Genomic DNA, 20333 nt, shown 5'->3' on the forward strand with positions numbered 1-20333 from the left:
CCTGCCTACACCTGTTCCGGCCCGATTTCGACCCCCCTCACGCGAAGGTGAACCGATTTCTCGTCCGGCGCTCCGCGAGCTCATTCGCCACTCGGTCGCCGAGGAGCAGTTCATGCACCCGGCGGAGCGGAAGTACCTCTGGAACGGCGACGAGCTGAAGCAGTTCGAACGGCTTCGGCCGGACGATGCGAAGTTCGACGAGCTGATCGACGGACTGATGCGGGACATCCGTCACTACAAAAAGGGGAACGAGCGCGCCGCGCAGGCCGCCCCGCAACGCCCAGTGCCTTACCACCTACGAATGCCACACCGGTCATGTCGGGCGCGACAGTGACAAGACCGGTCGGCCACACCCGACGCCATCCGCGTTCAGGGCACCATCCACGAGAGCACAGGGCTGGACTGCAGGTAGACGAGCACGCACATCACCGCGAGGAAGACCACGCTCCAGAGGAACACTTTGCGGAAGAGGTCGCCCTCCCGTCCGGACATGCCCACGGCCGCCGCGGCGATGGCGAGGTTCTGCGGGCTGATCATCTTGCCGAGCACCCCGCCGGAGGAGTTCGCGGCGGCGAGGAGGGTGGCGCTCAGCTCGGCCTTCTGCGCGGCGACCACCTGCAGCGCGCCGAACAGCGAGTTCGACGACGTGTCGGAGCCGGTCACGGCGACGCCCAGCCAACCCAGGATCGGCGAAATGAGCGCGAAGATCCCGCCGGCGCCGGCCATCCACGTGCCGAGCGTCGTGGTCTGCCCGCTCGCGTTCATGACGTAGGCGAGTGCGAGCACGGCCATCACGGTCACGATCGCGGGAGCGAGCTGGCGATACGTGGCGAAGTAGGTGCGTAGCGCGGTCACGGGCCGGATGCGGATCACGGGAATCGTGAGCAGCCCGGCGATGATGAGCAGTGTGCCGGCCGCGGCGAGCCAGTCGAACTTGAACATCGGCAGCGTCGACATCTTCCCGCTCGCGGATGTGATGTGCAGCCCGGGCCAGGCGAAGGTGCGCGTGACGCTGGTCAGCGCGTGCTGGATCGCCGGGATCTGCGCGAGCCCGAACACCGCGATGATGATCAGGTAGGGCGAGTAGGCGCGGAACACCTCGGCGCCGCTGTCGCGGCGGCCGGGTTCGGTGTCACCGTCGCCGCCTCCGCGCGGTGGACCGTCGCGGCCCGCCCGGGGAGCCTGCCGGTCGATCGTAGCCGTCGAGGTCGCCTTCGCCTCCGCGGACCTGTCCGTGCCGGCGCCGGTGCGGGTGACCTCGGGGGCGCCGGTCTCGGTGAACCGCTCGACCGGCTGCCAGACCCGCAGGAACAGGACGACCGCGCCGGCGCTCAGCAGCGAGGCGATGATGTCGGTGAGCGGTGCGCTCACGTAGTTCGAGATCGCGAACTGCGCGACCGCGAAGACCACGCCGCAGACGAGCGCCACCGGCCAGGTCTGGCGGACGCCGCGGGTGCCGTCGATGATGAACACGAGCGCGAGCGGGACGACGAACCCCAGCAGCGGGGTCTGGCGTCCGACCATTGCGGACAGGTCGTGCAGCGGCAGGCCGGTGACGGTGGCCAGCGTGGTGATCGGCACGGCGAGAGCGCCGAAGGCGACGGGTGCGGTGTTGGCGACGAGTGCGACCACCGCGGCCTTCAAGGGCCGGAAGCCCAGCGCGATCAGCATGACGCTGGTGATGGCGACCGGGGTGCCGAACCCGGCCAGCGCTTCGAGCAGCGCGCCGAAGGAAAACGCGACGATCACACCCTGGATCCGCTGGTCGTCACTGACCCGCGAGAACGAGCGACGCAGCACGTCGAAATGTCCGGTGTGGACAGTCATGTTGTAGATCCAGATCGCGTTGATGACGATCCACAGGATGGGGAAGAACCCGAACGCCGCACCTTCTGCCGCCGCGAGGAACGCCGGGCCGGCCGGCATCGGGTAGACGAAGATCGCGATCGCGAGCGCGACCGCGAGTGAGATCAGCGCCGCGAGCCACGCCGTCATGCGGAGGATGCCGAGCAGGACGAACAGCACGATCAGCGGGATGGCCGCCACGAGCGACGACCAAGCGAGTGAACCCGCAACGGGATCGAGAATCTGCGTGTACATGCGTCACCTCATCGTTGAGGACGACAACGGGGGATTTGCCGGCTTACGCCCCGGAGCGGGACCGCCCGACAGCGTCCGCTGCCAGGCCACGGATCGAAGCGTCGAGGACCTCGACGGTGTGGGCGACCTTCAGCTGCGCGCCGAGCCGCTCGGCGGACGCGGCCAGCTGCATCAGGCAGCCCGGGTTGGCCGTCACCAGCAGGGGTGCGCCGGTGGCGAGAACGTTGCGTGCCTTGCGATCGCCCAGTTCCCCCGCGGCCTCGGGCTGAAGGATGTTGTAGATCCCCGCGGAACCACAGCACAGTTCGGCTTCGGCGATCTCCCGCAGCAGAAGCTCCGGGATGTCCCGCAAGAGCGCGCGGGGCTGCGTGCGGATCGCCTGCGCGTGCCCGAGGTGGCAGGCGTCGTGGTACGCGATCATGACCGGCAGCGGGTGGCGGGTCGCCACCGTTCCCCGCTCCACGAGGAATTCCGTGATGTCACGGACTCCGTCGGCGAATCCTCTCGCGCGCTCGGCGTAGGCGGGATCGTCGGCGAGGAGGTCCGCGTACTCCTTCATCGCCGAACCACAGCCGGCGGCGTTGACCACGACCTGATCGACCCCGGCGGCCTCGAACGTGTCGATCAGCTTGCGGGCGAATGCTTGCGCCTCTTCCTCCCGTCCGTTGTGGACACTCAGCGCACCGCAGCACCCCTGCCCGGCGGGCGCGATCACGTCGAAGCCTTCCACGGTCAGCACGCGGGCGGTCGCCGCGTTGACGCCGGGGAAGAACTCCCGCTGCACGCAGCCCAGGAGCATGCCGACGGTGCCTCGCTTCGCACCTTGGGCGGAAGACCGCTCCGGAACCTGCTCGAACGGCTCGAGCTCCGGTGCCAGCGACTCCAGCGCCGCCAGCGCCGGGAATGTCCTGCGCAGCAGGCCGCCGCGGCGCAACCGGCGACTGAGCGCGGTGGCCTGGTAGGCCCGCAACGGGCCGCGCAGGGCGTGCAGCCGCTTGGCGTAGGGGAAGACGCTGAAGATCGCGCGGCGGATCAGCCGGTCGCGGGCGGGGCGGTGGTGACGCCGCTCCACCTGCGCGCGGGTGGCTTGGATGAGCTTGTCGTACTGCACCCCGGACGGGCACGCGGTCACGCAGGCCATGCAGCCGAGGCAGGCGTCGAAGTGTTGCACCATCTCGGGTGTCATCGGCTCGCCGCCGAGGCCCATTTCCATCAGGTAGATCCGCCCGCGGGGCGAGTCCATCTCCTCGCCCCACAACGTGTACGTGGGGCAGGTCGGCAGGCAGAACCCGCAGTGCACGCAGTCACCGATGAGCGCCGCGGACGGCGGGTGGTGGTCATCGAAGGCAGGTTCGGACATCTAGATCCCTCCTGCGAAACGCCCGGGAGCGAGCCGGTGCTCCGGATCGAACTGGTCTTTCACCCGACGCATCAAGCTCAACCCCCGTACCGGCCCCCACGGGTCGAGCGCCGCTTTCACCGCAGGCGGAGCGTCCAGCACGACGACATCCCCACCCCAGGTGGCCGACCGGTCGCGCAAGACCTGGACCAGCTCGGCGATCACGGCGGGCTCGGCGGCACCCGGCACCGCGGCGTACAGGAGACCGACGCCGGCCGAGCCACGGGCCGAGATCGGCAGACGGTGGCGCCGCGCCTGCTCGTCGAGTGTGTTCAGCAGGGCCGGCAGGCCGGTGATCTGGTGTGTGAGGCGCAGGGCCACGCCGTCTCGCTGCCAGGGGGCTCGGCCCCACCACTCCGGCGCGGCGTCGCGCGGTTCGGCGCCGGCCCCGAGCAGTTCGAGGAACTTCCCGACCCGGCCGGCGACTCCCTGCGGGAAGCCCTCGACGAGCACCGCGAGCGTCCCCGTCGCGCCGGCCGGGCGGTCGAGTTCGACCGCGTTCGGCACGAGCTGGGCGTGCAGAACCCGGCGCAGACGCTCGTACGCGACGCCTGTCGAGTCCACCGGCACCACGACCCAGCGGGCCAGCACCGGTCGCGGGTGCAGCCGGAACACCGCCTCGGTGACCAGGCCGAGCGTGCCCCAGGAGCCGGCGAACAGCTTACCGAGGTCGTAGCCCGCGACGTTCTTCACGACCTTTCCGCCGGCCTTCGCCACCACGCCGTCGGCTCGGACGACCGTGATGCCGATGAGCAGGTCGCGCACCGCGCCGTGGGAGAAGCGCAGCGGGCCGGACGCGGCGGTCGCGATGAGCCCGCCTGCCGTTCCGGAGCCGGCCGCACCGGGCGGCAGCACCGGATCGAGCCCGAGCCGCTGGCCCGCGGGGGCGAGGCGCTCCTGCAGCGTCGAGAGGCGGAGGCCGGCGTCCACGTGGACGACGAGGTCGCCGGCGCGGTGCTCGACGACGCGGTCCATGCGGCCGGTGTCCACGACCAGGTCGGCCTTCGCGGGCCGTTGACCCCAGCCGAGTTTCGTGCCCGAGCCTCGGGCGACGACGGCGAGGCGGTTGCCGGCGGCGATCCGCATGACCTCCGCCGCTTCCGCGGTGCTGCCCGGTGCCGCGACGAAGGCCGGTGCGATCCCGTCGACCTCGTCGCCTGCCTCTGCGGGCCGGGCGTGCTTCGCAGTCGCCGTACACAGCGCGTCCAGCACCGCCGGATCGGGCCCGCTCATCAGAAGACCTCGGCGATTCCGGCTTCCTGCAAGGGATGCGCGCCCTTGTGCCGGCCCGGCACCTCGCCGCACAGCCGCGGCGTCGGGAACACCTTGCCGGGATTGGCCAGTCCGGCCGGATCGAACGCGCAGCGCACCAGCTGCATCGTGTCGAGGTCCGCCTCGGTGAACATCCGCGGCATGAACTTCGCCTTGTCCGAACCGACGCCGTGCTCGCCGGTGATCGATCCGCCGTACTCGATGCAGAGGTCGAGGATCGCTCCCGAAACCTCCTCGGCGCGCTCGGCTTCGCCGGGCACCGCGTCGTCGAAGAGCACCAGCGGGTGCAAGTTGCCGTCCCCGGCGTGGAAGACGTTGGCGACCCGGACGCCGCTGCTGCGCGAGAGCTCCGTCATCCGGTGCAGCACCTCGGGCAACGCCGTGCGTGGGATGACACCGTCCTGGACGATGTAGTCGGGACTGATCCTCCCGACGGCGGCGAACGCCGACTTGCGCCCCTTCCAGAACAACGCGCGTTCCACGTCGTCCTCGGCGATGCGGATCTCGAAGGCCCGGTGCGTGCGGCAGTGCCGCTCGACCTCCTCGAACTGCCGCTCGACCTCGTCGGCCGGTCCGTCCAGCTCCACGATCAGCACCGCACCCGCACCACGGGGGTAGTCACAGTGCACGGCCGCTTCGGCCGCCTCGATCGCGAGCGCGTCCATCATCTCGATCGCCGCGGGCACGACTCCGGCACCGATGATCTCCGAAACCGCCGCGCCGGCGTCGTCGGTGCTCGGGAAGGCCGCGAGCAGCGTGCGGACCGCTTCCGGCAGCCGGGTGAGCCGCACCGTCACCTCGGTGGCGATGCCGAGCGTGCCTTCCGAACCCACGATGGCCCCGAGCAGGTCGTACCCCGTGGGGTCGGGCGCCTTGCCACCGAGTCGCACGGCTTCGCCGTCGGCGGTCACGAAGGTGATCCCGGTGACGTGGTTGGTGGTGAACCCGTACTTCAGGCAGTGCGCGCCACCCGAGTTCTCCGCGACGTTGCCGCCGATCGAGCACACCTGCTGGCTCGAGGGATCCGGCGCGTAGTAGTAGCCCTCGGGCTTCGCGGCCCGGGAGACGTCCAGGTTGATCACCCCCGGCTCGACCACCGCACGCTGGTTCTCGCGATCGATCTCGACGATGTGCCGCATCCGCGAGGTGACGATGAGGACCCCGTCGGCGCGCGGCAGCGCGCCACCGGAGAGGCCCGTGCCGGACCCGCGCGCGACGAACGGCACGCCGCCCTCCGCGCAGGCGCGCACAGTCTCCACGACGGCGGCCGTGTCCCGCGCGAGCACGGCGAGCGCGGGCGTGACCTTGTAGTGCGCGAGGCCGTCGCACTCGTAGGTGCGCAGCCGCTGGTGATCGTCGATGACCGAATCGCGACCCAACGCCGCCCGCAGGCGCTCGGCCAGCGCCGCGATCCCTGGTCGCACGTCTCGGGGTTCGTAGGTCGTCATGCGCGCCCTCCCGGCCCGCTTGACTGCGGATACGGACGGCTTTCCGAGCTACAGAAAGCAAACTCTGGCTACCGAAACCGTAAAACGCTGCGGAGGGCTAGTCAACTCAGGCCGCCACGAACCTCGCCGGGGCTGTTGGGGGCCGCTGCGAAATTCCAGGCCGAAGAGGGCCCGACAGGTGCCTTTGGCGGCGGACGGGGCCTCGCACGTCGTTTTACCTCGGTCGCGGACCGTCGCCACATCAGCGCCGACCCGGTGGTGCCGGGTGACCCGCGCACAGGCCGTAGCCGACTTCGCGAACACGGTCACGGTGTAGCTCTCGCTCACCGAAGCGGTGCGCCCGCCGGATTGCGGCAAGGTGTTCACCGTGGCCTCCAGGCACAGACTTCGGAGACCCACCCGGAGTTCACCCGCGCTGCTCCGGGCGGAACCGACACAAGAGGAACCCGCTCGGAAGTCGACCGCCGCCGACCGCGCCCCGTCACCGTGCCCGGTGACGCCGCTCGGTGTCCGGTACCGCGGGACGCGAATCGTCCGATGTGGACGCCGGCGTGCCAAGATCACGGCGCCCCGAGAACCCCCGAACCGGAAGGACCGGTCATGACTTCGGCCGCCGACTTCAACTCCACCGTCATCGACGAGTTCCGCGCCAACGCCGGCAAGGTCGGCGGCATGTTCGCCGGCATGGACATGGCGCTGATCACGACCACGGGCGCCAAGACCGGCACGGTGCGCACCACCCCGCTCAGCCACCTGGCCGACGGGGACCGGATCGTCGTCATCGCCTCCAACGGCGGCGCCGACACCAACCCGGCCTGGTTCCACAACGTCAAGGCCAACCCGGCCGTCACCGTCGAAGTCGGCGCCGAGACCTTCGAGGCAACCGCCGAACCCCTCGAATCCGGCCCCGAACGCGACGCCCTGTTCGCTCGCTTCGCGGACAACTTCGCCCGGCTCACCGCCGGCACCACCGGCTTCCCCGACCACGGCACGACCACTCGCGTCATCCCGGTCGTGGTCCTGCACCGCGTCTCCGCCTGACCACTTCCCAGGGCCGCCGGTTCGAAGCCTGCGATCAATCGGGCAAGACTGATACGCGTTCGACTGCAATCGTTTCCATCCATCTTACTTGCAAATCCGGCGGATATTTCTGCTAACGTTTGCAATTGAACTTTCAAGTCGCTCGGATAGCAGGAGCGGCACCCTCCTGAGAGGTACTGATGGCGACAAGTATCGATTCTGACGTCATTCCCGACTCGCGCCGGCTGTCCGACGAGCTCGTCGCGCGCGCCGCCGGACTGCGGGACGTGCTGCGGCAAGGCGGGCAGTTCGCCGACGACAACCGGACCCTGTCCCCCGAGGTTGTCGACGCGCTGCAGGCCGCGGACCTTTACCGTCTCTGCGTTCCGAAGCGGTTCGGCGGGCTCGAGGCGGATGTCCGCACCCTCGTCGAGACGACGGCGGAGGTCGCCCGCGGCGACGGCTCCGCGGGCTGGGTCCACGCGCTGATCAACTCGGCGGCCTGGATCGCCTCCACCTACTCCGAACAGGCCCAGCAGGACGTCTGGGGCACGAACCCGGACGCGCGCCTGTGCACCGTCCTGAACCCGGTGGAAGACGTCCGCCGCGTCGACGGTGGCTACGTGGTCAGCGGCAAGTGGCCCTTCGCCAGCGGCTCGGCGCACTCGCAGTGGGCGCACCTCGGCGTGATGACGCCCGACGACGAGGGAAATCGCGTGCAGAGCCTGGCGCTGTTCCCCATGGACGAGCTCGAGATCGTGGACACCTGGTTCGTCGTGGGGATGCGCGGCACCGCCAGCAACACGCTCGTCGCCCGCGACGTTTTCGTTCCCGATCACCGCGTCCAGCGGTACGACGACCTCGCCGCCGACGTCTACGCGACCTCGTCCGAGGCACCCGTTCACCGCGAGTCGTTCCTGCCGGTCCTCGGCGTTGTGCTGTGCGGTGCCCAGCTGGGCCTCGCGCAGGCCGCCGTCGACCTGACGCTCGCGAACTTGCCGCGGCGGACGGTGATGTACTCGAAGTACGACCACGCCGTGGACGCGCCGGCCAACCGGACCGGGATCGCCGAGGCGGTGTCGTCGGTCGACATCGCCACGATGGTCGCCCGGCGCGCGTGTGACGACATCGTGCGCCTCGCTCACGAAGGCGCGAAGCCCGGCTTGGTCGTCCGCGCTCGCATCCGGATGGACACCGGGCTCGCGATCACCTACAGCCGCGGTGCGATCAACCGCACGCTGACGATGAACGGCGCCGGCAGCTTCGCGACGGGCAACCCGTTGCAGCGCATCTGGCGCGATTCCGAGGCCGCCAGCCGCCACGGCCTCATCCAGCCCGAGATCGCGACGGAGATCTACGGCCGGGCGTTGTTCGGCGACGACGAGTTCGTCATGCCCATCTGAGCGGTTCCCATTCACCCCACGAGAAAGGACACAGGTTCACGAATGACCACCGACGACAAGCCCTTCACCGTGATCGACGAAACGGGAGAGAAGACCGGCGTCTCCGGCCTGCCCCTGGTCCCGGCGATCCGGATTCCGGCCGGCGCGGATCTGATCTACGTCTCCGGCGTCCTCGGCGGCCCGAAGAACCCTGACGACCCGACGGACCTGCGCTCCGAGATGCACCGGCTGTTCGCCAATCTCGAGCACGTCCTCGCCCTGTCGGGAGCGACGATCGCGGACGTGATCAACGTCGGCAAGTTCCTCGTCGACGTCGACCGGGACAATGAGATCGTCGTCGAGGTCATGCGCGAGTACTTCAAGCGGATGCCGACCTCGACGACCGTCGAGGTGTCACGCCTCGTCCCGCCGAACCTGCGGGTCGAAGTCAGCGCGATCGCGGCCGTCCGCCCGGCCTGACCCGCGCCGGTGTGACGCGGCCGGAGCGATCCGGCCGCGTCACCTCAAGCCAACGCGTTTCGCGCGAGTTCGGGGCCCAACCGGAAATAGTGTTACAGCCGGGCCCGAGCGGAATCGACTATTCGGCGTCGTCCGAGTGCGACGTGGATCTCGGCGATGAGCAACGGCGCCCCGTCCCGTCGCGCCGAAGCCCAGTTGTCGCGCACGAGGTCGAACAATGCGGCCGTGCGATCCGGGGATTCGGAACAGAAGTGCCGGCCCGACGGACAACGGAGTGCCAGCACGATCGGATCCGGTGTGTCGAAGCGGATCCGGTCCGGCACGCTGATCCTCGTGAAGGGCATCGCGTCCAGGTTGCACGCCCCGTTCACCGCCGATCGAGGATCCGAGAACGGTGCCGAAATTCCCCACTTCATCCGCTCGGGCTCACCTTCGGCAGGTCAGCGGAATCCGCCGAGCACCGAGGTCAGTTCGCCTCGGCTGTTGACCCCGAGTTTGTCGTAGATCGCCTTCAGGTGGTCGGCGACGGTGTGGCGGGTGATGAACAAGGCGCTCGCCAGCTCGACATTCGTGAGGCCTTTCGCGGCCAGGGCCGCGACCTCCCGTTCGCGCGCGGACAGTTTGTGGGCCCGCATCAACAGCGGTCGTAAATCCGCCTGGCAGGCGGGTTCGATGGTCACCGCGATGGCCCCGTCGCCCAGTGCCGAGCCGCCGGACAGCCTCGCCGCGCAGGAGAAGCCAGGTTCCGTCGTCGGCGCGGATGCGCAGCTGGGGTGTCGAGGGTGGCAGGACATCGGGACCGAGGCGGGCCGCGATCGCGTAGACGAACCCGGGGAGGGGATCACCCCCGGGGGCGGGCTGCGGAAGGCGGGAGAGCCAGCGGTCCGCCTCCGGCGTCGACGCCACCGGGGCCAGGCCGCGATCGAGGATCAGCGTTCCGGCCTCGTCGCCGCTCGGGCGCTCCCCCGCCGGATCGATCGTGCTCCGCCGCAGGCGGCGGCCCAGGGTCGGCGCGATCTTCAGGACCGCGTCAACGTCGGCCGCGGAGAACCGGCGACCGTCGTGATCGCGGAACAGATGCAAAATCCCCCAGCAGGCGCCGTCCGCGCCGAGGGCGACGGAGAGCCCGTCGCGAAGTCCGCCCGGCTCACCCATTTCCCACCAGTACGACTCGCGCCGTGGCAGCCCTTCGGCGTCGACGCTCGTGAAGGCGAAGCCCCGGCCGGTCAATTCCCGGTACTCGCCCGACGACGCCCAGGAAGTCTGCAACCGGCGCTGCTGCAACCCGAGGACCGAGTTGTCACCCACGGTCCACGAGGGAGCCCAGGTCATCGGATCGATCAGGCTCCAGCACATCGAATCGAAGCCCACGATCCGGCGCAGCTCGGGCACCGCGGACCACTGGAACGCCTCGCACGTCGACCGCGTGCCCGCCATCCGCTCGATCGCCGCGTACGCGTCGGCGGTCACCGGCGTCATCCGAGTCCTTTCCCCGCCCCAGGTACCCGCCACCAAAATAATGCGGAAAATGACCGCCGGGCAAAGTGACTCCCGACACCCCTATACTTTGATCGAGGTTTATTTCCGGCACCACCGTCCACTGTGTCCGGCTGTTCCGGACGGATTCCCGTTCGAATCCCCTGTTCATGGGATTCCGCTCCGCCGGATTCGCATGTCAGCATCGCGCACATGGTTATCAGAGATCTGGCGCAATGGGCGCAAAATGTGCAGGGCGCGGTCATCGGGACCGATGACGAACGGTTCGAGCGCGCCGGCAAGCCGTGGAACCTGACGGTCGAGCAGCGTCCGGCCGCGGTCGTGGCGGCCACCGGCGTCGAGGACGTGGTGGCCACGGTGAAGTTCGCCGCCGAGCACGGCATCCGGGTCGCACCGCAGGGCACCGGCCACGGCGCGATCGACTCCTACGACGGCGCCCTTCTGCTGCGCACCGGCGAGCTGAACGCGATCGCCATCGACCCGGCCCGGCGCCGGGCCCGCGTCGGTTCGGGGGTGCGGTGGCAAGATCTGCAGGAAGCGTGCACCCCGCACGGCCTCAGCGGCCTGGCGACGAACGTCCCCAGCGCCGGGGTCACCGGGTACACCCTGGGCGGAGGGCTCGGGCTGTTCGCCCGGCGGCACGGCCTCGCCGCGCACGGAGTGGTCTCCGCCGAGCTGGTCACCGGCGAAGGGCAGCGGTTGCGCGTGGAGGCCAAGCACCATGCCGACCTGTGGTGGGCGCTGCGCGGGGGCGGCACCCCGCCGGGCATCGTGACCGAGCTGGAGATCGAGCTCGCTCCGGTTCCCGAGCTCTTCGCGGGCGACCTGATCTGGCCGGTCGACGCGGCACTCGACCTGTTCGCCGCCTACCGGACGTGGTCCTCGACGCTGCCGGAGGAAATGACGACGGCGATCGGCGTGCACCAGTTCCCGCCGCTGCCCTCGGTGCCGGAGCCGATTCGCGGGCAGCGCGCGGTCACCCTGACGGTCTGCCACCTGGGCACGGCGGACGAGGCGCGGCGGTTGCTGCTTCCGATGCTCGAAGTCGCCCAGCCGATGCTCGATTCCACCCGGCCCCGCACGCCCGACGACCTCGACCTGGCCGGCGTCCCCGCCGACGGCGCGCCGGTCGTGATCCGCACCGAGATTCTGGACGACCTGCCGGAGTCGGCGCTGAGCGCGGTGACCGACCTCGGTCCGCAGGGCAGCCCGCTGTCCGTCGTCGAGTTCCGCCGCCTCGGCGGAGCCCTGAACCGGCCGGCCGAGGCACCCGCCGCCCTCGACCGGGTCGAGGGCGAGTACTTCCTCGAGAGCGTCGGGCTGATCTTCCGGCCCGAGGACGTGGCCGCCCTGGCCGAGGAGCAGGGGCGCGTCCTCGATGCGCTCAAGCCGGCCGCGACGGGACGGACGTTCCGCACCTTCGCGAGCGCCGACGACCGCGCCGTCGACCGGTTCTTCGCGCCCGATGTCGCCGCACGCCTGGGCGAGATCGCCCGGCACTACGATCCCGGCGCCGTCATCCACGACCCGCTCGGCCTTCGCTCGATCGGGGACCCCCGAGCCTGAAGCGTGGCACTCCGGCGCAGACCCGCCAGCCGCAAAGTCTGCGCCGGAGTGCGCGGGTCCCAGGAGCGAAACGATCCCTGCGAAGTGGCCCAATGATCTTGAGCCGAAGTGACCCGCGTTCCGGTGCCGTCCCGACCTTACGGTCGAGAGGGAGATCAACTACCGGGCGGGAGTGCGGACCATGAACAGGACAGTCAAGACAACATTGGTTTCCCTGCTGGCACTGGCCGGCGTGGCAGCGTGCGGCTCGGGTCGAGCGGCCGACCTGGCGCCGGCCGCCGGCAGCCCCAGCAGCGGCGGCCCGGCAGAGCACCAGACGAAAGCCGGTGCCGTCACCCGGCTCATGACCCAGGCCCTGCCCGACATCCCGGGCAAGGAGGGCATGATCGAGATCGTCGACTTCGCGCCCGGGGAGGCCTCCCAGGTGCACCGGCACAACTGCGACCTGTTCGTCTACGTCCTCCAGGGAAGTGTTGTCACGCAGGTGAAAGGCGGCAAGCTGCAGACCGTCAACACCGGGGGCGTCTTCTTCGAGTCCCCCACCGACGTGCACGTCGTGAGTCGCAACGCGAGCACCACGGAGCCGGCGAAGCTGGCCGTGTTCTACGTGAAGGCGAAGGGGACGCCGCCGACGGTCATCCTCAACGACGACGGCGAGTAGGGCTCAGCCGAAGCGGCCGTGGACGTAGTCGGCGGTGCGGTCGTCGTGGGGTGACTCGAAGATCGTGGTGGTCGGGCCGGCCTCCACGATGCCGCCGGGCGCGCCCTCTTCGGCGAGGAAGAAGGCGCACTGCGCGGAAACCCGTTGGGCCTGCTGCATGTTGTGGGTGACGATCACGATGGTCACCTCGCCGCTGAGGTCCTCGATGGTCTGCTCGATGCGGCGCGTCGACGTCGGGTCGAGCGCCGAGCACGGCTCGTCCATGAGCAGGACCTTCGGGCGGACCGCGAGGGCCCTGGCGATGCACAGGCGCTGCTGCTGGCCGCCGGACAGCGCACCGCCGGGCTGGCGGAGGCGGTCGCGGACCTCTTTCCACAGGCCGGCCTTGATGAGGCACTCGGCGACGAGATCGTCCTTTTCGGAGCTGCGCACCTTGGTGCCCGTGAGTTTCAGGCCGGCGGTCACGTTGTCGAAGATGGACATCGCCGGGAACGGGTTGGGCTTCTGGAACACCATGCCGATGTGGCGGCGCGCGTCGGTGAGCTTCCACGACGGGTCGTAGATGTCGTCGCCCCCGAGGAGGACCTCACCGGCGAGCGTGGCGCTGGGCACGAGCTCGTGCATGCGGTTGAGGATGCGCAGGAACGTCGACTTCCCGCACCCCGACGGGCCGATCAGCGCGGTGACGGACCGCGCGGGCATGGTCAGCGACACGCGGTCGAGCACCTTGCGGTCGCCGAACCACGCGGACACCGCGCGCGCCTCGATCGACGTGGTCTCCTCGACCGACGGCAGCAGCATGGTCATCCTGGTCTCCTCACAACAGGTTCGGCAGCAGCGAAGCCGCCTGGTCGGCCACCGTGACGCCGAGCGCGCCGAGCAGCGGCACCCCGATCACCCACGAATGCCACTTGCCGACGCGTTGGTGGACGTACACGACTCCGGCCGCGCTCACCACGAGCAGCAGCCCCCACAGCACGAGCGGCACCATCGCCGCCGGGTCGCCCGAGAGCGCCTGCTCCGACTCGCTCATCGCCGACGCCGGCAGCACGCCCCCGATCCCGACGGCCGGGGTGAGCAGCCGCGCGTCGACGCGCAGGACGTCGGCGGGCAGGCCCGGCGGGCCGTCGGCGGTGACGAGCGTCAGCCGCCCCTGGCCCTGTGCGGGCGGGGCCGGCTGCGGGTCGCCGCTGTGGCGCACGCCCAGCACCTCGTACTCGTGCTTGCCCTGCCCGGTGGTGACGCTGATCAGGTCACCGCGCTTGAGCTTGCCGATATCCAGGAACGGCGAGCCGTACCCCGCGCGCCGGCCGAGCACCACGCTCGTGCCCGCCTGGCCCGGCAGCACCGTGTCCCGGCGGTGCCCCGGCCCGGACTTCAGGACCTCCGACGTCGACCCCTCGCCGACGACCTCGCGCACCCCGATCCGCGGCACCGTCAGCACCGCCACCGGCGTCCCCGGCTCCAGCGGGTGCCCGTCGGGGTCGTAGCCGCCGGCCGGCGCGGTGGCGTTGGCGAGCTGGTCGCGGAACGCCGCGTACGCCCGGTCCTGGTCGCGGTTGTGCGCCAGCTGCCCGATCACGGCGATCTGCACGACCAGGCACAGCATGAGCGCGCCGACGATCGACAGCGCCTGCCCGGTCACCCACACCGCCGCGGGTTTCCCCGTCGGCGGTGCGGCGACGTCCGTCTCGATGGTCACCATGTGCGGCGGGCATCCGCCCTGCGCCGGCGGACCGCGATGAGCGCCACGGCGCCCAGCCCGATCAGCACGGCCGCCGCCAGGACGAAGAACCCGAGGTCGAACCCGGTGTAGGCCAGCGTGCGGCCCGGCACGTCGGTACCGACGTTCTCCCCCGCGCTGCCCCCCGAGCCGGGAGTGCCGGTGTCGCCGGGCGGGACGGTCACCGAAGTGTCGCTTGTGGACGTGCTCGACGACATGTCCGTCGCCGAGGTCGTCTCGGTGTCGGAGACCGTGCCGGAGGACGTCGTCGTGGCGGTCGTGGAAGCCGGCGTGGTGGTGCTGGGCGAAGTCGTGGACGTCCGCGGGGTGGTGGTGGTCGTCGAGGTGGGCGAGCTCGTGGACGTGCGGGTCGAGGTGGAAGTCGGCGTCGAGGTACCCGTCGAAGTTGTCGTGGTCGTGGTCGTGGCGCTCGTGCTCGTGGTGCCCGTGGTCGTGGTCGACGTCGGCGTGCCCGTGGCGCCAGTGGTGGTGGTGCTCGTGGTGGTCGGCGACGTCGTGGTCGCCGTGGTCGTCGGAGTGTCCGAAGTAGACGGCGTGGTCGTGGTCGACGCCGGGCTCGAAGTCGTCGTAGAAGTCGAGGTGGCCGTGGACGTCGACGTCGTGGTGGAGGTCGAGGTCGGCTGCGAGGTGCTCACCGACGTCGGTGTGGTCGGCGTCGTCGACACGGGCGGCCCGCTCGGGTCCGTCGACTGGTAGTGCGTCGCGTCCGTGAAGTACATGTTCGTCGTGAAGGTGCCGGTCGACGTCTGCGAGAACGAGTCCATACAGGACACCTGCACCACGTAGGTGCCGGCCACGACCTCGGTCTGGTTGTCCGTGGCGATGTCGGTCATGCCCTTGGTGAACTGCACCGGGAAGGGCTGCGTGGTGGAGAAGTCCACGTCCTGCAGCCCGAACGTCGCCACCAGCCCGGGCGCGAACCCGCCGGGCCCGAAGACGTGGGCGATGTAGGAGTCGGAGTCGGGGGTGCAGCCCTGCGACGTGCGCACGACGGGAGCCGTGGCCCCGGTGCCCCTGGGCGGTTCGAGGGTGAGGGTGCCGAGGCTGCCCGGCGGGGGCAGCGCGGCCGAGGCGGTGGAGGTCACCAGGGTCACCACGACGATCGCCGCCGCGGCCGCCGAGGCACCCGCCACCACGAGCTGACGCTTACGCATGAAAGCTTTCCTTCCGCTGTTCAGGGGACAACCGCACTTCACCGGGCACGCCGGCGCACCACCCACGCGGCGAGCGCCACCGCGGCGACCACCAGGCCCACGCCCGCCACGAGGGCGAACGCGCCGATCAGCGTCGTCGACGGTTCCGGCGGTGCGGCCGCGTTTTCCGGCGCCGGAGCGCTCGTCCGCGGCCCGCCGCTGCTGCCGGATCCCGGGAGCGGGACCGGGGTCGAACCCGCGCCGGGCCCGGCCGGCACGGCCGACGTCGGCGGCACGACGCGCGACGAGGGCGGCGGCGCGGAAGATGTGGTCTCGGGCGCCCGGTTCGGGCCCTTCGCCGCGCCGAGCGCCGCGTACTTCACCGGGCTGTCGAACTTCAGCGACGCGGTGAACTCACCCTTGCTCTCCTGGCTGAACGAGTCGATGCAGTACAGCGTCACGTCGTACTTGCCCGAAAGCGAGGTTCCGTTGTCCGCGGCGAAGTCCTTGAGCGTCTGGGCGAGGAACACGTCGAAGCCGCCCGTGTGCGACAGGCCGACGTCGGTGTTCGCGACGACCACCTGCCCCGCCGCGGGCATGCCCTTGCCGCGCAGGCTCGCGTAGTACGCGTCGGCGTCGGCCGGGCAGCCGGCGCTGGTGTGCATGCGGATCGAAGACGCGTCCTGGCCTTCGCCGGGCGTCACGACCAGGCCGCCGATCGGCGCCGCCTGGGCGGGCGCCGCGAACAGGACCAGCCCGCCCGCGACGAGCAGGAGCTCAGTGCGCAGCCGCATGTTCGGCCACCTCCTCCGCCGGCGGGGCTTCGGTCGTGCCACCGCGCCGACGTCTGCGCCGCGTGAACACCACGGCGAGCACGCCGAGGACCAGCACCAGGAGGATGCCGAGGAACGCCCACGGCACGGCGCTCAGCGTCAGGGTCTCCTCCACGGGCTCCACCGGGTCGGTGAACCCGGCCACCGGGTGCGGGTCGACGTGCACGGTCGCGTTCAGCCAGCCCGCGGGCAGCAGGCCGGAGACCTTCGTGGTCACCTTGAACAGCCCGCCCGGGAGCAGCTCCGGGATCGGCGGCAGCGCGGCACTGTCCACAGTGGTCCCCCACGGCGTGCTCACGCCCACGCGCTGCGTGCCCGAAAGGCGGGTGTTGCCGGTGTTGCGCACGGTGTAGCTCACGGTCGCGTCGCCGCGGCCGAACGGCGTCGGGTCGTAGGTGCCGGTGAGGCCGGTGATCGCGAGCCGCGGCGTGAGCTGCCCGGTCACGCGCAGGTAGATGCGCGCGCCGACGCGCTGCTCGACCGAGACCCGCTGCCCGTTCGCGCCCGTCTGCTCGGTGGTCAGCGCGGCGACGAGGCCCGCCGCGTGGTCACCGGGGGTCGCGTTCACGGGGATGGTCAGGCTGAAGGGGACGATCGAGACCGACCGGGGCTTGAGTGAGACGCTGGTCTGCGCGGGTTTGGTCCAGGCCCCGGCGTCCACCGACTTCTTGCCGGCGGCGAGCAGGTCGAACCCGCCCTCCGGGGTGTTGAACGCATCGCTCGCATAGATCTTCAGCGTCACCGGGGTGGTGCCGACGTTGGAGACGGCGACGTAGTCCTTGACGACGGCGCCGGGTGTGGCGCCGTAACCGAAACTCGGCCGGTTGTCCGGCGCCTTCGCGGTGGCGGGGCGCACGCCGAACGTCACGCGCCGGTCCCCCGCGGGCGGCTGGGCGGCCGGGCGGAAAGCGGCCTCGGCACCGAGGTGAGAAGACGGGTGCGCCTCGGCGGGAGCGGCGGAGGCGGTGGCGGCGGGCGCGAAACCCAGCAGGAGCGCGGCGGCCAGTGCCACGAGGCGCATCGGCGTTTCCCTTCGGACGGAAGAACGACTGGGGGCCGGGTCTCCGGCGGGCGGCCGGCACCGCGCCGCCGGAGACCCGGTGATCAGATGGCGGTGAGCGTGAGCACCGCGGTGTAGGTGCCGGCGACGGTCGACGTCGGCACGTTCAGCGAGAGCCCGGCGCCGAGGTGCGCCGTGCCGTTGCCACCGTTCGAAGCGGCGGTGGCGAGGGTGCGGGAACCCGCCAGGCCGAGGCCCGCCGGAGCGGCCGCGCCCGGCTCCACGGCCGCGGCCGGGCCGACGGCCGGGCCCGCGGTGATGTTCTGCGCGGCCACCTTGTCGACCAGGACCGGGGTCCAGCCGAGGTTGGCGGCGTTGATCGCGTGCGAAGCACCGTCACCGAAGTCGGTCGCCTGGCCGGAGACGTTCCAGCCCGGGTTCCCGGCGCGGGTGTCGGTGACCGTGACCGGGTTCAGCTGGCCCGAGGTCTGCAGCATCGAGGCGTCGGGGAGCATCGTCGGCGACGGCAGGGTCACGTTCTCGTTGTCGACGCTGATGAGCAGCTCACCCGCGTTGACGGTCGTGGTGATGTTCTCCGAGGTGGCCACGCCCGCGAAGGCGGTCACCGACAGCGGCACACCGGCCGACTCCGAGGCCACGAACGCCGCCGGGTTGGCCGGGACGAACTTGGCGGTGAAGGTGTGGTCGCCCACGCCCAGCGTCGAGGTGTTCAGCGTCGCGGTGCCACCGGACAGCGCGACCGGGTTGCCCAGGTTCGCACCACCGTCGGTGAACTGGATCGAGCCGGCCGCACCCGCGGGGTTGACCGACGCGTTCAGCGTCACCGTGCTGAACTGCTGGGCCGTGCCGCTCGGCGTGACCGAGAGCGCGGTCGTGGTCGGGGTCGCGACCGGGGCGTTGACCTGGTAGGTCACCGCCGCCGACGTCGAGCCGCCGACGTTCTGCGAACCACCGGTGAAGACGGCGGTCAGCGAGTGGCTGCCGGCGGTCAGCGCCGACGTGGTCAGCACCGCGGTGCCACCGTTGACGGCGACCGGGTTGCCCAGGTTCGCCGCGCCGTCCTTGAACTGCACGGTGCCGCCGGCCGAGGCCGGGGTGACCGTGGCGGTCAGGGTGACGGGGCTGCCCTGCGTGGCCGGGGAAGCCGGCGAGACCGCGAGCGACGTGCTGGTCGAGACCGGCGCGTCGGGGTCGGTGCTCTGGTAGTGCGTGGCGTCGGTGAAGTAGATCGCCTGGGTGAAGGTGCCCTGCACCTCCTGCGAGAACGAGTCGATGCAGCTCGCGACCAGGTCGTAGCGGCCCGGCTGGACGGTGGTGCTGTTGTCCAGCGCGATGTCCTTCATCGACAGGCCCAGCTGGACGGGGAAGCCGTCCGTGTGGGACAGGCCGACGTCGGTGGTGGTCGTCGCGATGAGACCGTTGGTGAAGCCGCCGGGGCCGAAGACGTACAGGTAGTACGCGTCGGAGGTCTCCGGGCAGCCCGCCGACGTGGTGGCCACGCCCGCGGTGGTGTCGACGCCCGTGGCCGGGCTCAGGGTCAGGGTGCCGAGCGTGCCCGGCGCAACGGCGGCCGAGGCCGTCGAGAGCGTGCCCATCGCCGCCAGCGCGGCGGTGACGATGACACCGCCCACGGCGACGCGGCGCAGCAGGGATCTGGTGCTCATGGAAGAGGTCCTTTTCCGGGTCAGGGCGTGACGATGCTGGTGTCGCCGCAGTTGGCGGCCTTGCCGAAGCCGTACTTCGTGATCACGTCGCCGGCGGCGCAGATCGCGGAGTCGGGGCCGACGAAGGTGCCGGCGTACGGCGCGTTGCCCACCTGGGCGCTCGGGATGACGTTGTAGACGTCCCGCTTGAACGACGAGGAGGTGTTCAGCGACGTCGGCGAGATGCCGTTGAGCGTGGCCAGCACGGCCTTGCCCTGCACGGCCGGGACCACGCCGTTGATCTGGCTCTGGTACTGGGCGATCGAGTACGGCGCGACGTTCGCCGGGTCCGTCAGGAACGTGCCGGTGTTCTCCTCGATCGGCGCGTTCGTCGGGTCGGTGTCGTGCACGCACGGGAACGTGGTGGTGTAGTTCGCGGCGTTCGTCAGGCCCAGCGAGGACAGGAAGAACGCGCGGGTGCCCGAACCGAACTTCGGCAGCAGCGGCTTGTAGGTCGTGCCGACGCCCGGGGCGGTGCAGTTGTAGATGCTCTTGAGCTGCGCGGTGGTCAGCTTCTTCGAGATCGAGCTGTCCGAGCGCACCGCGTAGGTCACGGCGTCGACGGCGAACGGCACGTAGGTGAGGTTCTTGCCGGCGTAGCTCGACGAGTTGTTGGCCGAGGACCGCGCGAACTGCACGCAGTTGGTGCCGTTGTCGAGCGAGGCGACCAGGGCGTTGACGCCCTCACCCGAGTTGGCCGGGCGCGGGATGGTGCAGTTCGGCGTCGACGCGTCCTTCGTGGTGATGGTGACCGAGCCCACCGCGTCGTAGGAGGCGATGATCTTGGTGCCGCCGACGGTGATCGCGTCGGCGAGGCCGTTCACCACGCCCTGCGTGGTGTCGGAGCCGACACCCGCGAGCTGGCGGAAGGTCGGCGTGCCGCTCGGGTCGGCCTGCGCCACCCCGCTCAGGCCGAGCACCAGGGCCGCCGCGGCGACCGTGACGAGGGTTTTTCTTCTGCTCACTTCAGGTATCCTTTTCGCAGCAGGAATGCCCGGACTCGTCGTCCGGACCTGCCGGCGTCGCCGTTTTGCGGTCGTGACGCCGGTCTTGCCGGTTGCACCCGGCCCGTCG

At 70.6% G+C, this 20333-nt stretch carries 21 protein-coding genes; 8 read left to right on the forward strand and 13 right to left on the reverse strand.

The genetic code is table 11. From position 1 onward, the window contains the following. Positions 1 to 112 precede the first annotated feature (112 nt). A complete protein-coding gene (locus tag AB0878_RS40020; RefSeq protein WP_366586534.1) occupies positions 113 to 334 on the forward strand; it encodes a hypothetical protein in 222 nt (73 codons plus the stop codon). A 35-nt stretch (positions 335 to 369) separates the two neighbouring features. On the opposite strand, the gene AB0878_RS40025 is transcribed toward AB0878_RS40020, so the two are convergent. The 4 genes from AB0878_RS40025 to AB0878_RS40040 are packed head-to-tail and all read right to left on the reverse strand — an operon-like array spanning position 370 to position 6219. Continuing rightward, a complete protein-coding gene (locus AB0878_RS40025; protein ID WP_366586536.1) occupies positions 370 to 2100 on the reverse strand; it encodes an L-lactate permease in 1731 nt (576 codons plus the stop codon). Between the two features lie 43 nt (positions 2101 to 2143). Next, the gene (locus tag AB0878_RS40030) at positions 2144 to 3460 is read right to left on the reverse strand and encodes a heterodisulfide reductase-related iron-sulfur binding cluster (protein ID WP_366586538.1); all 1317 of its coding nucleotides are present in this window, start codon (positions 3458 to 3460) and stop codon (positions 2144 to 2146) included. Further along, positions 3461 to 4732 carry an FAD-binding oxidoreductase gene (locus tag AB0878_RS40035; protein ID WP_366586540.1) on the reverse strand — a complete coding sequence of 424 codons (1272 nt, stop codon included), beginning with the start codon at positions 4730 to 4732 and terminating at the stop codon, positions 3461 to 3463. It abuts the gene before it with no gap. Continuing rightward, the gene (locus AB0878_RS40040; protein ID WP_366586542.1) at positions 4732 to 6219 is read right to left on the reverse strand and encodes an FAD-linked oxidase C-terminal domain-containing protein; all 1488 of its coding nucleotides are present in this window, start codon (positions 6217 to 6219) and stop codon (positions 4732 to 4734) included. Before AB0878_RS40040 ends, AB0878_RS40035 begins: the two co-directional genes overlap by 1 nt. Before the next feature lie 600 nt (positions 6220 to 6819). Here AB0878_RS40040 and AB0878_RS40045 point away from each other — a divergent pair. The 3 genes from AB0878_RS40045 (at position 6820) to AB0878_RS40055 (ending at position 9101) form a co-directional block, all read left to right on the forward strand. Continuing rightward, entirely contained in the window at positions 6820 to 7260 is a 441-nt protein-coding gene (locus tag AB0878_RS40045; protein ID WP_366586545.1) for a nitroreductase family deazaflavin-dependent oxidoreductase, read from the forward strand. Between the two features lie 179 nt (positions 7261 to 7439). Beyond that, entirely contained in the window at positions 7440 to 8642 is a 1203-nt protein-coding gene (locus AB0878_RS40050) for an acyl-CoA dehydrogenase family protein (protein ID WP_366586547.1), read from the forward strand. A gap of 42 nt (positions 8643 to 8684) precedes the next feature. After that, positions 8685 to 9101 carry a Rid family hydrolase gene (locus tag AB0878_RS40055; RefSeq protein ID WP_366586549.1) on the forward strand — a complete coding sequence of 139 codons (417 nt, stop codon included), beginning with the start codon at positions 8685 to 8687 and terminating at the stop codon, positions 9099 to 9101. Between the two features lie 92 nt (positions 9102 to 9193). Here the strand turns inward: AB0878_RS40055 and AB0878_RS40060 are convergent, their stop codons facing one another. Further along, positions 9194 to 9445: a hypothetical protein gene (locus AB0878_RS40060; protein ID WP_366586552.1), complete on the reverse strand. Its 252-nt coding sequence runs from the start codon at positions 9443 to 9445 to the stop codon at positions 9194 to 9196. Positions 9446 to 9541: 96 nt separating this feature from the next. Further along, positions 9542 to 9895 carry a helix-turn-helix transcriptional regulator gene (locus AB0878_RS40065; protein WP_366586687.1) on the reverse strand — a complete coding sequence of 118 codons (354 nt, stop codon included), beginning with the start codon at positions 9893 to 9895 and terminating at the stop codon, positions 9542 to 9544. A gap of 895 nt (positions 9896 to 10790) precedes the next feature. Between AB0878_RS40065 and AB0878_RS40070 the strand changes: the two genes are divergently transcribed. Further along, entirely contained in the window at positions 10791 to 12164 is a 1374-nt protein-coding gene (locus AB0878_RS40070) for an FAD-binding oxidoreductase (RefSeq protein ID WP_366586554.1), read from the forward strand. Positions 12165 to 12345: 181 nt separating this feature from the next. After that, positions 12346 to 12825, forward strand: coding sequence for a cupin domain-containing protein (locus tag AB0878_RS40075; protein WP_366586556.1), 480 nt, complete (start codon positions 12346 to 12348; stop codon positions 12823 to 12825). Between the two features lie 3 nt (positions 12826 to 12828). Here AB0878_RS40075 and AB0878_RS40080 read toward each other — a convergent pair whose 3' ends face one another. From AB0878_RS40080 to AB0878_RS40090, 3 genes are read right to left on the reverse strand one after another with little or no spacing between them, the layout of a single operon-like run. Then, positions 12829 to 13632, reverse strand: coding sequence for a phosphate ABC transporter ATP-binding protein (locus AB0878_RS40080; protein ID WP_366586558.1), 804 nt, complete (start codon positions 13630 to 13632; stop codon positions 12829 to 12831). A 10-nt stretch (positions 13633 to 13642) separates the two neighbouring features. Next, positions 13643 to 14530 (reverse strand): class E sortase, encoded by an 888-nt coding sequence (locus AB0878_RS40085; RefSeq protein WP_366586560.1) that lies wholly within the window; start codon positions 14528 to 14530, stop codon positions 13643 to 13645. Further along, the gene (locus AB0878_RS40090) at positions 14524 to 14733 is read right to left on the reverse strand and encodes a hypothetical protein (RefSeq protein WP_366586563.1); all 210 of its coding nucleotides are present in this window, start codon (positions 14731 to 14733) and stop codon (positions 14524 to 14526) included. The genes AB0878_RS40085 and AB0878_RS40090 overlap by 7 nt, the downstream gene beginning before the upstream one ends. A 4-nt stretch (positions 14734 to 14737) precedes the next feature. Between AB0878_RS40090 and AB0878_RS40095 the strand changes: the two genes are divergently transcribed. Continuing rightward, positions 14738 to 15265, forward strand: coding sequence for a hypothetical protein (locus AB0878_RS40095; RefSeq protein WP_366586565.1), 528 nt, complete (start codon positions 14738 to 14740; stop codon positions 15263 to 15265). Positions 15266 to 15355: 90 nt separating this feature from the next. After that, positions 15356 to 15520: a hypothetical protein gene (locus tag AB0878_RS40100; RefSeq protein ID WP_366586568.1), complete on the forward strand. Its 165-nt coding sequence runs from the start codon at positions 15356 to 15358 to the stop codon at positions 15518 to 15520. Positions 15521 to 15761: 241 nt separating this feature from the next. Here AB0878_RS40100 and AB0878_RS40105 read toward each other — a convergent pair whose 3' ends face one another. The 4 genes from AB0878_RS40105 to AB0878_RS40120 form a co-directional block, all read right to left on the reverse strand. Then, the gene (locus AB0878_RS40105; RefSeq protein ID WP_366586571.1) at positions 15762 to 16496 is read right to left on the reverse strand and encodes a hypothetical protein; all 735 of its coding nucleotides are present in this window, start codon (positions 16494 to 16496) and stop codon (positions 15762 to 15764) included. Further along, complete coding sequence (locus tag AB0878_RS40110) at positions 16480 to 17556, reverse strand: DUF916 domain-containing protein (protein WP_366586574.1); 1077 nt, start codon at positions 17554 to 17556, stop codon at positions 16480 to 16482. The genes AB0878_RS40105 and AB0878_RS40110 overlap by 17 nt, the downstream gene beginning before the upstream one ends. Positions 17557 to 17639: 83 nt before the next feature. Continuing rightward, on the reverse strand, positions 17640 to 19220 hold the full coding sequence (locus AB0878_RS40115) for an Ig-like domain-containing protein (protein WP_366586577.1): 1581 nt from the start codon (positions 19218 to 19220) through the stop codon (positions 17640 to 17642). Between the two features lie 20 nt (positions 19221 to 19240). Beyond that, complete coding sequence (locus tag AB0878_RS40120; protein WP_366586579.1) at positions 19241 to 20224, reverse strand: hypothetical protein; 984 nt, start codon at positions 20222 to 20224, stop codon at positions 19241 to 19243. Positions 20225 to 20333 lie beyond the last annotated feature (109 nt).

This window comes from Amycolatopsis sp. NPDC047767 (assembly GCF_040704195.1).
Lineage (GTDB): Bacteria > Actinomycetota > Actinomycetes > Mycobacteriales > Pseudonocardiaceae > Amycolatopsis.